Source organism: Phenylobacterium sp., from assembly GCF_036501465.1.
Lineage (GTDB): Bacteria > Pseudomonadota > Alphaproteobacteria > Caulobacterales > Caulobacteraceae > Phenylobacterium.
In genome coordinates, this window is sequence record NZ_DASYAF010000121.1 from 1 (window position 1) to 12,429 (window position 12,429).

Sequence of the window (12,429 nt, forward strand, 5' to 3'; positions counted from 1 at the left end):
AGCGCACCCGGTCCTTGCGCCGGGTGACCGGCGAGGTCAGCCAGCCCTCGGGCGGGGAGACGGCGTCCAGCCTGGCCTTGCGCGCGGCCGCCTGGGCGGCGTCGGCGTCTTCCCGCTCGCCCAGGCGCCGCGCGCGTTCGAACTTCAGCTCCAGGGCGAAGGTCTGGCGCACGCCGCGCGAGACCCGCTGGAAGGCCAGCGACAGCTTCTCGGCCTCGAGCGGCGTCTCGGCCGCCAAGGCCCGGGCATGCAGCTCGCGCGCCAGGGAGAGGCCGAGCTCGGAAAGCTCCGCCAGCACGGCGTCCTGCCGCTCCCGTCTCGCCGCTGCATCCGACATGAACAAAACAAGAACATAGATCGAGGCGGGAGTCAAGGGTTTTCGCTCACCGCCCCCGCGCAGCGGCGGGAGGGGGACCGTTGGCCGACGCCGGCGAAGGCCGGGGGAAGAGCCAATGGTGGAGGGGGCAAGCGGCGAGCGGAGTGCGGGAAGGATGATGTGGTCGCGGCGGAAAATGCCGTGGAGGTGGCTCGCCCCCTCCACCATCCGCTCTTCGGCGGATGGTCCCCCTCCCGCCGCTTCGCGGGGGCGGTAGCTAAGCCGCCACCTTCCCTTTCGCCGGGGCGCGGTTGCTGAACTCCAGCACCCCGTCGTCCAGCTTGGCGTAGCGCAGGCTCATCAGGTCCAGGGCGTAGTTCTGGTGCAGTTTCCAGGGGGCCTTGGTTCCCTGCTTGGGGAATTTCTCCATGGCGCGCTGGACGTAGCCTGAGGAGAAGTCGAGCCAGGGCTGGCGCTCGATATCGGGGTCGGCGTTGCGGGGCGTGACCTGGCGGTTTCCGGTGCGGGCCATCTGGTTCAGCAGGCGACAGACATATTCGCAGGTCAGGTCGCACTTCAGGGTCCAGGACGCATTGGTGTAGCCGAAGGCCGAGGCGAGGTTCGGCACGCCCTCGTACATCATGCCCTTGTAGGAGAGCGTCTGGCCGGGATCGACGGGCCGTCCGTCGACGGTGAGCGACAGCCCGTTCATCACCTGCAGCACCAGGCCGGTGGCGGTGACGACGATGTCGGCGGCCAGGCGCTTGCCGGACTTCAGTTGGATGCCGGTCTCGTCGAAGGTCTCGATATGGTCGGTGACGACGCTGGCGGTTCCGGCCTTGATGGCGGCGAACAGGTCGGCGTCGGGCACCAGGCACAGGCGCTGGTCCCAGGGATTGTAGCGGGGCGTGAAATGGGTCTCGACGTCGTAGTCCGGGCCGAGCTGGGCGCGCACCATGTCGATGATGTTCTTCTTCACCGCGTCCGGCTTGTTGCGGGCCAGCCGGAAGAACCACATGCCGAACAGCACATTGCGCCAGCGCACGATGTTGTAGGCGACCATGGGCGGCAGCCACTTGCGCAGGCCGTTGGCCATGGCGTCCTCGGCCGGGCGGCTCACCACATAGGTCGGCGAGCGCTGCAGCATGGTGACGTGGGCGGCGCGCCTGGCCATCTCCGGCACGATGGTCACGGCCGTGGCGCCGGAGCCGATGACGACGACGCGCTTGCCCGTGTAGTCGAGGGCCTCCGGCCACTGCTGCGGATGGACGAGCCGGCCCTTGAAGCGGGCGTAGCCGGGGAACTCCGGCAGGTAGCCGCCATCGTAGGAATAGTAGCCGCCGCAGAGGAAGACGAAGCCGGCGGTGAAGGTGCGCACGGCGCCGTCGTCGGTGCGCGCCGTGACCGTCCAGCGGGCGTCTTCGCTGGACCAGGCGGCGGCGGTCACCTTGTGGCCGAAGCGGATGTGGCGCTCGATGCCGTTCTCGGCGGCCGTCTGGCGAACGTACTTCAGGATCGAGGGGCCGTCGGCGATGGCCTTGGCCTGCGTCCACGGCTTGAAGGCGTAGCCCAGGGTGTACATGTCGCTGTCGGAGCGGATGCCCGGATAGCGGAACAGGTCCCAGGTGCCGCCGATGGCGTCGCGGCCTTCGAGGATCACGTAGGATCGGGCGGGCCTGGCCTCGTGCTGGATGTGCCAGGCGGCGCCGATGCCGGAAAGGCCGGCGCCGACGATCAGGACGTCGAAGTGCTCGGGGAAGTGTTCCGGTGTGGCCTTGCCCGCCGATCCGTCCGCCATGGTGTGCCGAAGTCCCGCGCCGCGTTCAGGTGAACCGTGATCACATGAATATGGGGAACGCGCCAGCGTGGCATATTCTCCAGCTTTCCCACGACCCCGCTCATTCCCGCGAAGGCGGGAATCCATGCGGCGGGGGGTTGGCTGAAGGACTGCGGATTGGCATTCGGATTCGGCTTGGATTCCCGCCTTCGCGGGAATGAGCGGGGAGACGATTGTTCTTTATTTGTTCTCGCCGCTGGGATAAACTTCTTCAGCGGAATGAGGAGGTTATCCTTGGTATTCTTCGCCTATCTGCTCGCCAACGCCCCCCATGGCACGCTCTATTGCGGACATACCGAGAGCCTGGCCGCCCGCATCCCGCAGCACCGGGAGAAGGTGTTTGCGGGTTTCACCGCGAAATATGGCGTGACGCGGCTTGTGTGGTTCGAAGCCCATGACACGCGAGATGGCGCATTCCGCCGCGAGCAGCAGATCAAGAAATGGAATCGCGCCTGGAAGGTCCGCCTGATCGAGGCCGGCAATCCGACCTGGGGCGACCTGTTCGAGGAACTGTTCCGGCCAGAGCAGCCGCTGCATCCCGACCTGGCGTCGTTCGTCGACCCGATGACGCGCTTGCCCTTCTCTTCCGCTCATCCCCGCGAAGGCGGGGATCCATAGGACCGCGGGATCTTCAGCGGAGGCTTTCGCCACGTCTTCCGACTCAGCTTGGATCCCCGCCTTCGCGGGGATGAGCGGAGTTTTGGGGGTGGGAGAGGAGGAGGTGTCGCCGCGGCGTTAATTCCTTCGACTTCCGGGGAATCCGCGTCGGATACTCGCCGAAGTGATTCGGATGGCTGGGACCATGCGTCGGCTCACCCTGGGGCTTCTCTGCGGGACCTATCTCTGCCTGTCACTGATCGTCGCCCTGACGCTCTGGCGCAACGGCGGCGGCTGGGGCGCGGGGGTGGCGGCGCTGGTGGGCGGGCTTGGCCTGTGCTTCGCCTTCCACGGGCTGATCGAACGCGCCCTGGAGATGGGGGCGCTGAAGGGCGAGGTCGGCGACATCCGCGACGCCCACAGGATCCTGCTCGACCAGGTCGAGGCGCTGGACCAGCGGGTCACCGACATCTTCGAGGCCGTGGTGGCCGACGCCAGCCGCAACGACAGCCTGGTGGACGAGGTCCACATGCTGGAGGGCCTGGTGGCCCGGATGCAGCAGCAGCTGGAGGAGCGGCCGGCCGCGGCCTCGGCCGGCGCGATGGCGGCGACGTTCACCGCCCAGTTCGGCGCGGCGCAGGCGGCGATGGGCGGGGCCGTGGCGGCCGCCCCGCCCCGGGCGCCGGACCTGCTGGACGTGGTGCAGGAGGCCCTGGCGCAGAACCGGGTCGACCTCTACCTGCAGCCGATCGTGGCCCTGCCGCAGCGGCGCACCCAGTACTACGAGAGCTTCTCGCGCCTGCGCGACGAGACCGGCCGGGTGATGATGCCGGCCGAATATCTGAGCGTGGCCGAGCCGGGCGGCCTGGTCACCGCCATCGACAACCTGCTGCTGTTCCGCTGCGTGCAGATCGTGCGGCGACTGGCCAAGCAGGACCGCAAGATCGGCATCTTCTGCAACGTCTCCATGGCCAGCCTGGGCGACGAGGGCTTCTTCCCGCAGTTCCTGGAGCTGCTCACCGCCAACCGCGACCTGGCCGGGTCGCTGATCTTCGAGATCGGCCAGGCGGCGTTCGACCGGCGCGGCTCGGTGGAGGCGCGCAACATGGGCAAGCTGGCCGACCTCGGCTTCCGCTTCAGCCTGGACAAGGTCGTCGACCTCGACCTCGACTGGCAGGACCTGGCGCGCTCGGACGTGAAGTTCCTGAAGATCGGCGCCCAGAAGCTGCTGGACGAGCTGCAGGAGAAGGACGGGCTGACGGTGCTGGCCTCCCTGCCCGACCTCGCCGCCCAGGACTTCGTGCAGTTCGCCGGGCGCTATTCGGTGCAGATCGTGGCCGAGAAGATGGAGACCGAGCGGCAGGTGGCCGAGCTGCTGGACCTCGACCTGGGCTTCGGCCAGGGCCACCTGTTCGGCGAGCCGCGGGCCATCAAGGAGGCGGTGCTGAGCGAGGCCGGGCCGCCGCCGGCGGTCGCGCGCCCCACGCCCGCCGAAACCGCCCTGCCGCCGCTCGACCTGCCGCGCCGGGCGGTGGGGTACTAGGGCGTTTCCACCATTTTTGAACGTCATGGCCGGGCTTGTCCCGGCCATGACGACCTAAGAAAATTGCTTCAGGCCCGAAACTGCCCCGGACGCAAAGACGCCGCCGGGATGAGCCGGCGGCGCCTTCACGCTGGAATGGGGTCGTTTAGGCCAGCACCTTGCTTTGCCGCCGGGCCCGGAGCGTCGCGCCGAGCCCGCCGAAGCCCACGAGCATCAGCGCCCAGGCCGCCGGTTCCGGAGCCGGGGCGGGGCTGAGCAGTGAGAAGTCCAGTTCCGCGCCGTTCAGGGTCGCCGGTTGGCTGAGATCGGAGACGTGGAAGCTGTAGGTGATCGTGTCGAAGGTCAGCGGCCCGTTGTCCGGCGGGAAGATCGGCGTGAACACCGAGAGCTGGCCGTGGGTGCTGCTGCTGAAGCTGTCGAAGTGGAGGCCCGCGACGCCGCCGTCGGAGAAGTCGACGACCGCATCGTCGATCTTGGTGTCGATGTCCGGGAAGTTGGCGCCGTTGAGGATCAGGACCACGTCGGTGCGCGTGACCGACCCCGGGATGGTGAGCGGCGCGTCCAGGGTGACGTTGACCTGAAAGGTGTCGTCCTGGCTGACCGCCACGCCGTTCGGATCCACGCCGCTCAGCGGCAGGAAGGACGGGTCGACGTGGTCCGCGCCATTGTTGAAGCCGGGGATGACGGTGTAATCGGCCACCGCGCCCGTCAGATTGAGCCTGATCGGGTCGGCCCGGGCCGAACCCGCGCCGATCGCCGCCACCGCCATCACCACGGCCGCCGTTCCGGCAGCCAGTTTCCAGTTACGCATAGTCCGTCCGCTCCCTGCTGTGCGGGTTTCCCATGCGGAAAGCCTAGGTGCGGCGGGCGGGGCGCACATGGCTCATATCAACTATAGGGGCGCAATAAGTTGGCGCGGCGGGTTCGGCCCGCGGCGCGCGGGGCGCGGATCGACCGCCACGATTGACCGGATCGGACGCGCCCGCTACCGCCCCTGCCGATGACCTCCCCAAAAGCCTGCGGCCGCTTCTCCGAGATCGCCAACGCCTACGACGCCCTGCTGTGCGACGTCTGGGGCGTGATCCACAACGGCGCGGTGAGCTTTCCCGTCGCCTGCGCCGCGCTCGCCCGCTATCGCGCCGAGGTCGGGCCGGTGGTGCTGATCTCCAACTCGCCGCGGCCGCACGCCCAGGTGATCGAGCAGCTCGACGGGCTGGGTGTTCCGCGCGAGGCCTGGAGCGAGATCGTCACCTCCGGCGACGCCACGCGCCTGCTGCTGGCCGAGCGCGCGCCGGGCCCGGCCTGGATGATCGGCCCCGAGCGCGACCTGCCGCTCTATGACGGGCTGGGGGTCGAGTTCGCCGACCAGGCGCACGCGCGGTTCATCTCGGTCACCGGCCCCTACGACGACGAGACCGAGGAGCCGGGCGACTATCGCGAGCGCTTCATCGAAGCGGTGGGCCGCGACCTGGTCATGCTGTGCGCCAACCCGGACATCGTGGTGCAGCGCGGCGAGCGGCTGATCTATTGCGGCGGCGCGCTGGCCCAGCTCTACGAGAGCCTGGGCGGCCGGGTGCTGATGGCCGGCAAGCCCTATCCGATCATCTACGAGCTTTCGCTGGTGAAGGCGCAGGCGGCGCTGGCCGAACGCGGCGGGCGGGGGCCGCTGGACAAGCGCCGCGTGCTCTGCATCGGCGACGGCCTGCCCACCGACATCAAGGGCGCCAACGCCCAGGGCCTGGACGTGCTGTTCGTGGCCAGCGGCATCCACGGCGCCGAGACGGTTCGCGCGGACGGAACGCTGAACGCGGCCGCCGTGGCCGACCTCATGCGCCAGCAGGGGGTCTCGGCGACCTACGCCATCGCCGACCTGGTCTGGTGAGCCCCAAGTCTTCTGGCGAGCCCCAAGTCTTCTGGCGAGCAAGCGAAATCGTCGCTAAGTGATCGCAGGCAAGTCGGCGTCAGGAGCAAGCGTGCAGGGGTTCTATTTCGACGAGCTTTCCGTGGGGCAGAGCGCCGAGACCACCCGGGTGGTCGGCGCCGCCGACATCGAGGCCTTCGCCGCGGTCAGCGGCGACGTCAATCCGGTGCACCTGGACGAGGCCTACGCCAAGACCACCACCTTCGGCGGGCGCATCGCCCACGGCATGCTGTCGGCCGCCTACATCTCCGCGGTGCTGGGCAACCAGCTGCCGGGGCCGGGCGCGATCTACCTGTCGCAGTCGCTGCGCTTCCGCCGGCCGGTGAAGGTCGGCGACGCGGTCACCGCGCGGGTCACCGTCAAGAGCCTGGACGCGGAGAAGGCCCACGCGGTCTTCGAGACCCTCTGCCTGGTCAACGGCCGCACCGTGCTGGACGGCGAGGCGCTGATCCTGGCGCCGCGCCGCGGCAAATGACCCGCCTTCGCCAAGGCTTCGGAGGGTTCGCCTGCCCCTCGATCCTGCGAAGCTCCGCGCGGAGCGAAGCCGGATGAGGCGGCTGCGGGTCATCCGAGGCTGGAAGGACGTGGCGCCGGGCGATCGCGGCGCGGCGGTGGCCATGGGCAATTTCGACGGCGTCCACCGCGGCCACCAGCAGGTGATCGCGCTGGCCGCCAAGGCCGCGGGCGCGCTGGGCTGCCCGCTGGGGGTCATCACCTTCGATCCGCACCCGCGGGTCTATTTCCGCCCCGACGAGCCCGCCTTCCTGCTGATGAAGCCGGACCAGCAGGCCCGCGCGCTGGAGGACCTGGGCGTCGACATCCTCTACGTGCTGCCGCTGGACGCCGAGCTGGCGGAGATGACCGACCGGGACTTCGCCGAGCGGGTGCTGCACCGCGGCTGGGGCGCACGCCACGTGGCGGTGGGCTTCGACAACTCCTTCGGCAAGGGCCGCACCGGCAGCCCCGAGAGCATGAAGGCCTATGGCGCGGAGCTGGGCTTCGGCGTCTCGGTGGCCGAGCCGGTGGAGGACGCCGACGGCGAGAAGTTCTCCTCCACCGCGGTGCGCGACGCCCTGCGCGAGGGCCGGCCGGAGGAGGCGCGGCGCATCCTGGGCCGCCCCTTCGCCATCGAGGGCGTGGTGCAGCGCGGCCGCCAGTTGGGCCGCAAGCTGGGCTTCCCCACCGCCAACGTGGCCCTGGGCGACTATGTGATCCCGAAGTTCGGGGTCTATGCGACCCGCACCCGCCTGCCGGACGGGCGCGACATCCCCGGCGTCGCCAACATCGGCGTCAACCCGACCATCGAGGGCGTGCGGGTCCCGCTGCTCGAGGTCTGGCTGTTCGACTTCGACGAGGACATCTACGACCAGGTGATCGAGACCGACCTGATCGCCTTCCTGCGGCCCGAGCTGAAGTTCGACGGCCTGGAGACCATGACCGCCCAGGTGATGAAGGACGCCGCCCAGGCCCGCGCCCTGCTGCTGCCGGCGCTGGACTAGGGCGGCCCGATCGCCCGGCGTTCGACCGCTAAGCCCGCCGGGGCCGTGAGCCGGGCTCCTGGATCGGCATGGCCTGGACGGCGGGGACCTCGGGGTTGGGCCGGGTCTTGATGAGTTCGAGGGCGGTCCGCAGGGCCGGGCCGGTTTCCGGCATCTTGGGGATCGACAGGTCGGGCGCGGCGCCGAAGCCGAAGGCGGCGGTCAGGTCGCCCACCGTCTTGCGTCGCCAGGCGGAAAGGTTCGCGACCTCGACGCCGAACCGCGCCTCGATCAGCTTCAGCGTCGAGGTGTGGTCGAAGACCGTCCCGCAGACGTAGCCGCCGCGGCTGAACGGCGAGATCACCAGGCACGGCACCCGGAAGCCCAGGCCCACCGGCAGGCCGTGGACGAATTCGTCCGGCGCGCCGCGCGGCGGGGTCGGCGGCGCCACATGGTCGAACTGGCCGTCGTTCTCGTCGTAGTTGAGGATCAGGGCGGTCTTCGCCCAGAGCTTCGGGTTGGACCACAGGGCGGCGAGCACCTGGGCGGTGTGGTCCTCGCCGGCCGCCGGCAGGTAGGACGGATGCTCGCTCACCGCCGCCGGCGGGACGATCCAGGTGACCTGCGGGATGTCGCCGCTCCGCAGGTCGGCCAGCAGGGTCTCGAACGGGCGGTCGCGGATCGCGGCGTCGTGGAGCGCGGCGGTCTGCGGCAGGCCCTGGAACTGCTTGAAGTACTTCAGCACGTTGCAGCCGTAGTCGTCGGTGTCGTGGTAGACGCGCCAGCTGATCCCGGCCTTCTGCAGCCGCTCGGGATAGGTCTCCCAGCCATAGGCCTTGCCCTTGTTGTCCAGCGCCGGCCCGCCATGGCGCCCCGCCGGGTCGTTGGTGGCGGTCATCAGGTAGTAGCGGTTGGGATGGGTCGGGCCGAACACCGAGCAGTGATAGCCGTCGCAGATCGTGAAGGCCTCGGCCAGCGCGTAGTAGTAGGGCAGGTCCTGGCGCGTCATGTAGCCCATGGTCAGCGGGCCGTTGTCGCCGTCGGCGGCGCGGTGGGCGGGCAGCCACATGTCCATGGCGCCGGCGTTCCAGGCCACGTGCTGCGGGCCCCAGTTGTGGCTGAGGTCGGTGTAGTGCTGGCCGTTGGTGGAAAGGGTGTTCACCCGGAACGGCAGCACATGGCCGTCGGGATGCAGGGCGTCCTTCTGCCGGAACAGGCTGGTCCCGTCGGCCTGGCGCGCGGTCGGGTCGCCGAACCCGCGCACGCCGCGCAGGGTCCCGAAGTAGTGATCGAAGGAGCGGTTCTCCTTCATCAGGATGATGATGTGGTCGATGTCGCTGAGCTTCCCGGCGGTCGCGGCCGCGAAGGCCGGCGCGGCGACGCCGGCGGCCGATGCGGCCGCGGCGGTCTGGATGAAACGGCGGCGGATCAGGTCGGTCATGGCGTCCCCCAAGCGTTCGGCCGCAGGGCGGAAGCGCCGGGCGCCGTCCGCAACTCCAGCGAAGCCGAAGAGCGTGACAACTGTGCCATCGCGCCCGCAGACGCTCCATCGAAAACGCCGCCGTCGAGGGCGCCGGCCGTTCGAAGACTAGCCGTCGCGGACCGCCGCCTGCTGGACCCAGCCGGGGGCGGTGCGCAGGCCGACGGCCCGGCGTGGGCGCAGGCCCGCGGCCGCCTGCCAGCCGGCCATCTCGGCGACGGTCCAGGTCCGGACGTCGGGGCGGCTCTGCAGGGCGAAATAGAGGCCGAGCAGGGCGGTCACCTGGCCGGCGCGGGCCGACGGTTCGCTGAGCGCCGGCTCCTGGATGACGAACATCCCGCCGGGCCGCAGCGCGCGGGCGACGCGGTGCGCGAGCGCCTGGTTCTGGGCCGCGTCCAGGTGATGGGCGAGATTGGACATCAGCACCAGGTCGTAGCGCGCCTCTCCGAGGTCGGCGCTGGCGGCGTCGCCGGGCGTATGGACGACCCGCTCGCCCAGGCCCTCGCGGGCGAGGATCGGGGCGGCGGCCACGATGGCGTCGGGCAGGTCGAGCACCTCGGCGCTCAGGCCCGGATGGCGGCGGCAGATCTCGGCGGCGTAGTGGCCGTGCGAACCGCCCAGGTCGAGCATCCGGCGCGCGCCGCGCGGGACCGGCATGCGCCGGGCCACCTCATGGCCCGCGACCCCCGCCAGGGCGCGCATGGCGCGGTGATAGAGGCCGAGCTCGGCGGCGGGCAGGCCGTCGTGGAAATCCAGCGGCCGGCCGCTCAGCACGAAGGCCTCCAGGGTCTCCAGCCAGCGCCACTCGACGACCTGCAGCAGGAGCTTGTCGCGGATCGAGGCCGGCGCCTCGGCCAGCAGCCACTTGCGCGCCTGGGGCGCGAGCGCGAAGTCCGCGCCCTCGCCGCGCCCGCCGCGGGTGAGGTAGCCGCAGGCGGCGAGCGCATCCAGCAGCAGCGCGGTCGCGCCGGGCGCCGTGCGGCAGGCCTCGGCGACCTGCGCGGCGGTCCTGGGCCCTCCCGCCAGGGCGTCGAACACGCCCAGCTCCGCCCCGGCCATGATGGCGCGCGCCAGCAGCATGGCGCCATGGGTTTCGGCCAGCGGCACAGGGACCAGCCCCAGCCGCAGCCCCAGCCATTCGAGCGGGGATTCAGGTAGAACGCCGATTTTCATCCCGCACCCTCCAACGGTTTGGCCGCCTGTACGTTTCCGTTAGGGGAAGGGGAAATTCCAGCCGAGGCGGTATGGCCGCGCTCCGATACTGTCTGCCGTTCGCCTTCCTGGCCCTGGTCCCGATCGGCGCCACGCTGGGCGGCGCCTGGGCCTTCGCCGCCGCCGTCGCCACCCCGCTCGGCCTGGCGGGCCTGGACGCGGCGCTGGGCGAGGGCCCGGCCGACCGCGGGCCCCGCTGGCTGCGCCTGCTGCCCCGGCTCTACATCCCCGCGCAGCTGGCGACGATCGCCTGGGGCGCGGCGGTGGTGAGCCAGCCGGGCGCCTGCGCCGTGACCGTGGCGGGGCTGGTGGTGTCCTCCGGGGTGACCGCCGGCGTCTTCGGCTTCGTCGCCGCCCACGAGATGATCCACAGCCGCCGGTCGGCCGAGCGCGCGCTGGGCCTGACCCTGCTGGGCGCGGTCTTCTACATGCACTTCCGCATCAGCCACGTGAACGGCCACCATCGCCGCGCCGCGACGACCGAGGACCCGTCCAGCGCCCGCCTGGGCGAAAGCCTATACGCCTTCCTCGGCCGGTCCATCGCGGGCCAATGGCGCGAGGCCTGGCGGTTCGAGGCCGAGCGCCTGCGTCGCGGCGGCCGCCGCGTGCGGAGCTCCCGCAACCGCATGCTGGCCTATCTGGCGGTCGAGGGGCTGTTCGCGCTGGCCGTGGGACTGGCGAGCCTGCGCGCCCTGGCCTTCGTCGCGGGCAGCGCGGCGGTGGCGATCCTGCTGCTGGAGAGCTTCAACTACGTCGCCCACTACGGCCTGACACGCCGCCTGCGGCCCGACGGGCGGCCCGAGCCGCTCGGCCCGCAGCATTCCTGGAACTCGGCGCGGCGGATGAACAACGCCGCCCTGTTCAACATGGGCCGCCACAGCGACCACCACCGGGCCCCCATGCGCGCCTACCAGCAGCTGGAAGCGCCGCCCGGCGCGGCCGAACTGCCCGCCGGCTATGCGGGCGCGATGCTGATGGCGCCCTTCCCGCCGCTCTGGCGGCGCGTGATGGATCCGCGGGCGACGCGGATGGCGCCAGGCGAGGCTTTGCGTTCGGAGCCGGAGCCGGTCAGCGCTTCTCGCTAGGGGTCAGGGTGTCGAGGTTGAAGGTGTCGCCGGCCGCCAGCAGATAGTAGTGGCCGCCGTTCGGCTGTTCCTTGCCGTCGTGGATGAACACGTGGCCGACGCCCAGGACCTTGAAGCCGTCGTGTTTCACCTCGATGGCGGTGGACTGGTCGATGCCGATGCCCAGCACGTCGGGGTGCTTGACCACCACGGCGTCCAGGTCGCCCTCGCGATGACGGGCGGTGACATGCTGGTCGACGGCCGCGCCGGTGATCAGGGAGAAGCCCTGCTCGTAGCCGGGGGCCATGACGATCTCGTTGCCCGAGCGCGCGCCGCGCACCATGTAGGAGGCCTGGATCGAGGCGCCGGCCGAGCTGCCGCCGGCCACCCCGCCGCGGGCCAGCAGGTTGTGGATCTCGGCCTCGGTCTTGGTGCCGAGGTAGCTGTCCACCAGATGCCATTGGCGCCCGCCCACGAACCACACCGCCTTGGCGCGCTTCAGGGGGGCCACGAAGGCGTCGGAGTCGGCCTCCTTGCGGTCGGTGGTGTGCAGGATGGTGAGGTGGGTGGCGCCCAGCTTCTTGAAGATGCCGAGGCAGGCGCAGTCCGGGCCGTACTTGGCCTCGCCGCCAGCCGTGGGGATGACCACGATCTCGGCGTCCTTGCCGCCGGCCAGCTGGATGAAGCGGCCGAGGATCTCCGGCCCCAGGCTGCCGCCGCCGGCGATGATCAGCGTCCCGTGCTCGGGACCGCGGGTCACCGGCGGCGGGGCAGGAGCGGTCGCCGCCTGGGCGGCGGCGGCCGGCAAGGCCAGGACCACCAGAAGCGGCGCCACGGACAACAGCCCACGCACCACCGAACACAGACTCTGACGCATCGAAGATCCCCGCTCGTTCACCGCGCCCGCCACCCGCCGGCGCCGCGCGGACCAAAGCACAGGCAGGCGGGCGGCGCCAACGGCGGGCGAAAGCTTTCGAACCC

At 70.7% G+C, this 12,429-nt stretch carries 12 protein-coding genes; 6 read left to right on the forward strand and 6 right to left on the reverse strand.

Features of this window, described 5'->3' with window-relative positions:
* Together VGL85_RS12885 and VGL85_RS12890 are read right to left on the reverse strand one after the other, a co-directional pair.
* Nucleotides 1-298 (reverse strand): hypothetical protein (locus tag VGL85_RS12885; RefSeq protein WP_331589349.1); only part of this gene is annotated, 298 nt, incomplete at its 3' end.
* Nucleotides 299-593: 295 nt separating this feature from the next.
* Nucleotides 594-2,114: an NAD(P)/FAD-dependent oxidoreductase gene (locus VGL85_RS12890; protein ID WP_331589350.1), complete on the reverse strand. Its 1,521-nt coding sequence runs from the start codon at nucleotides 2,112-2,114 to the stop codon at nucleotides 594-596.
* 273 nt (nucleotides 2,115-2,387) lie between these two features.
* Between VGL85_RS12890 and VGL85_RS12895 the strand changes: the two genes are divergently transcribed.
* Together VGL85_RS12895 and VGL85_RS12900 are read left to right on the forward strand one after the other, a co-directional pair.
* A complete protein-coding gene (locus VGL85_RS12895) occupies nucleotides 2,388-2,771 on the forward strand; it encodes a GIY-YIG nuclease family protein (RefSeq protein ID WP_331589351.1) in 384 nt (127 codons plus the stop codon).
* 172 nt (nucleotides 2,772-2,943) lie between these two features.
* Nucleotides 2,944-4,293, forward strand: coding sequence for an EAL domain-containing protein (locus tag VGL85_RS12900; protein ID WP_414695249.1), 1,350 nt, complete (start codon nucleotides 2,944-2,946; stop codon nucleotides 4,291-4,293).
* Between the two features lie 145 nt (nucleotides 4,294-4,438).
* Here VGL85_RS12900 and VGL85_RS12905 read toward each other — a convergent pair whose 3' ends face one another.
* Nucleotides 4,439-5,104 carry a PEPxxWA-CTERM sorting domain-containing protein gene (locus VGL85_RS12905; protein ID WP_331589352.1) on the reverse strand — a complete coding sequence of 222 codons (666 nt, stop codon included), beginning with the start codon at nucleotides 5,102-5,104 and terminating at the stop codon, nucleotides 4,439-4,441.
* Nucleotides 5,105-5,293: 189 nt separating this feature from the next.
* On the opposite strand from VGL85_RS12905, the gene VGL85_RS12910 reads away from it, so the two are divergent.
* From VGL85_RS12910 to VGL85_RS12920, 3 genes are all read left to right on the forward strand, one after another.
* Nucleotides 5,294-6,175 carry a TIGR01459 family HAD-type hydrolase gene (locus VGL85_RS12910; RefSeq protein ID WP_331589353.1) on the forward strand — a complete coding sequence of 294 codons (882 nt, stop codon included), beginning with the start codon at nucleotides 5,294-5,296 and terminating at the stop codon, nucleotides 6,173-6,175.
* A 91-nt stretch (nucleotides 6,176-6,266) separates the two neighbouring features.
* Complete coding sequence (locus VGL85_RS12915; RefSeq protein ID WP_331589354.1) at nucleotides 6,267-6,689, forward strand: MaoC family dehydratase; 423 nt, start codon at nucleotides 6,267-6,269, stop codon at nucleotides 6,687-6,689.
* A gap of 73 nt (nucleotides 6,690-6,762) precedes the next feature.
* Nucleotides 6,763-7,713: a bifunctional riboflavin kinase/FAD synthetase gene (locus tag VGL85_RS12920; RefSeq protein ID WP_331589355.1), complete on the forward strand. Its 951-nt coding sequence runs from the start codon at nucleotides 6,763-6,765 to the stop codon at nucleotides 7,711-7,713.
* Between the two features lie 28 nt (nucleotides 7,714-7,741).
* Here the strand turns inward: VGL85_RS12920 and VGL85_RS12925 are convergent, their stop codons facing one another.
* Nucleotides 7,742-9,133, reverse strand: coding sequence for an alkaline phosphatase family protein (locus VGL85_RS12925; RefSeq protein WP_331589356.1), 1,392 nt, complete (start codon nucleotides 9,131-9,133; stop codon nucleotides 7,742-7,744).
* A gap of 147 nt (nucleotides 9,134-9,280) precedes the next feature.
* Nucleotides 9,281-10,345: a methyltransferase gene (locus tag VGL85_RS12930; protein WP_331589357.1), complete on the reverse strand. Its 1,065-nt coding sequence runs from the start codon at nucleotides 10,343-10,345 to the stop codon at nucleotides 9,281-9,283.
* A 71-nt stretch (nucleotides 10,346-10,416) separates the two neighbouring features.
* On the opposite strand from VGL85_RS12930, the gene VGL85_RS12935 reads away from it, so the two are divergent.
* Nucleotides 10,417-11,469, forward strand: a complete 1,053-nt coding sequence (locus tag VGL85_RS12935; protein WP_331589358.1) for an alkane 1-monooxygenase — start codon at nucleotides 10,417-10,419, stop codon at nucleotides 11,467-11,469.
* On the opposite strand, the gene VGL85_RS12940 is transcribed toward VGL85_RS12935, so the two are convergent.
* A complete protein-coding gene (locus VGL85_RS12940; RefSeq protein WP_331589359.1) occupies nucleotides 11,453-12,325 on the reverse strand; it encodes a cyanophycinase in 873 nt (290 codons plus the stop codon). The genes VGL85_RS12935 and VGL85_RS12940 overlap by 17 nt on opposite strands.
* Between the last annotated feature and the right edge of the window lie 104 nt (nucleotides 12,326-12,429).

Bases quoted from the DNA above. Each gene is read 5' to 3' on its own strand.
- VGL85_RS12890 (WP_331589350.1), bottom strand. From the start codon at position 2,114: ATGGCGGACGGATCGGCGGGCAAGGCCACACCGGAACACTTCCCCGAG.
- VGL85_RS12900 (WP_414695249.1), top strand. From the start codon at position 2,944: ATGGCTGGGACCATGCGTCGGCTCACCCTGGGGCTTCTCTGCGGGACC.
- VGL85_RS12905 (WP_331589352.1), bottom strand. From the start codon at position 5,104: ATGCGTAACTGGAAACTGGCTGCCGGAACGGCGGCCGTGGTGATGGCG.
- VGL85_RS12910 (WP_331589353.1), top strand. From the start codon at position 5,294: ATGACCTCCCCAAAAGCCTGCGGCCGCTTCTCCGAGATCGCCAACGCC.
- VGL85_RS12920 (WP_331589355.1), top strand. From the start codon at position 6,763: ATGAGGCGGCTGCGGGTCATCCGAGGCTGGAAGGACGTGGCGCCGGGC.
- VGL85_RS12925 (WP_331589356.1), bottom strand. From the start codon at position 9,133: ATGACCGACCTGATCCGCCGCCGTTTCATCCAGACCGCCGCGGCCGCA.
- VGL85_RS12930 (WP_331589357.1), bottom strand. From the start codon at position 10,345: ATGAAAATCGGCGTTCTACCTGAATCCCCGCTCGAATGGCTGGGGCTG.
- VGL85_RS12935 (WP_331589358.1), top strand. From the start codon at position 10,417: ATGGCCGCGCTCCGATACTGTCTGCCGTTCGCCTTCCTGGCCCTGGTC.
- VGL85_RS12940 (WP_331589359.1), bottom strand. From the start codon at position 12,325: ATGCGTCAGAGTCTGTGTTCGGTGGTGCGTGGGCTGTTGTCCGTGGCG.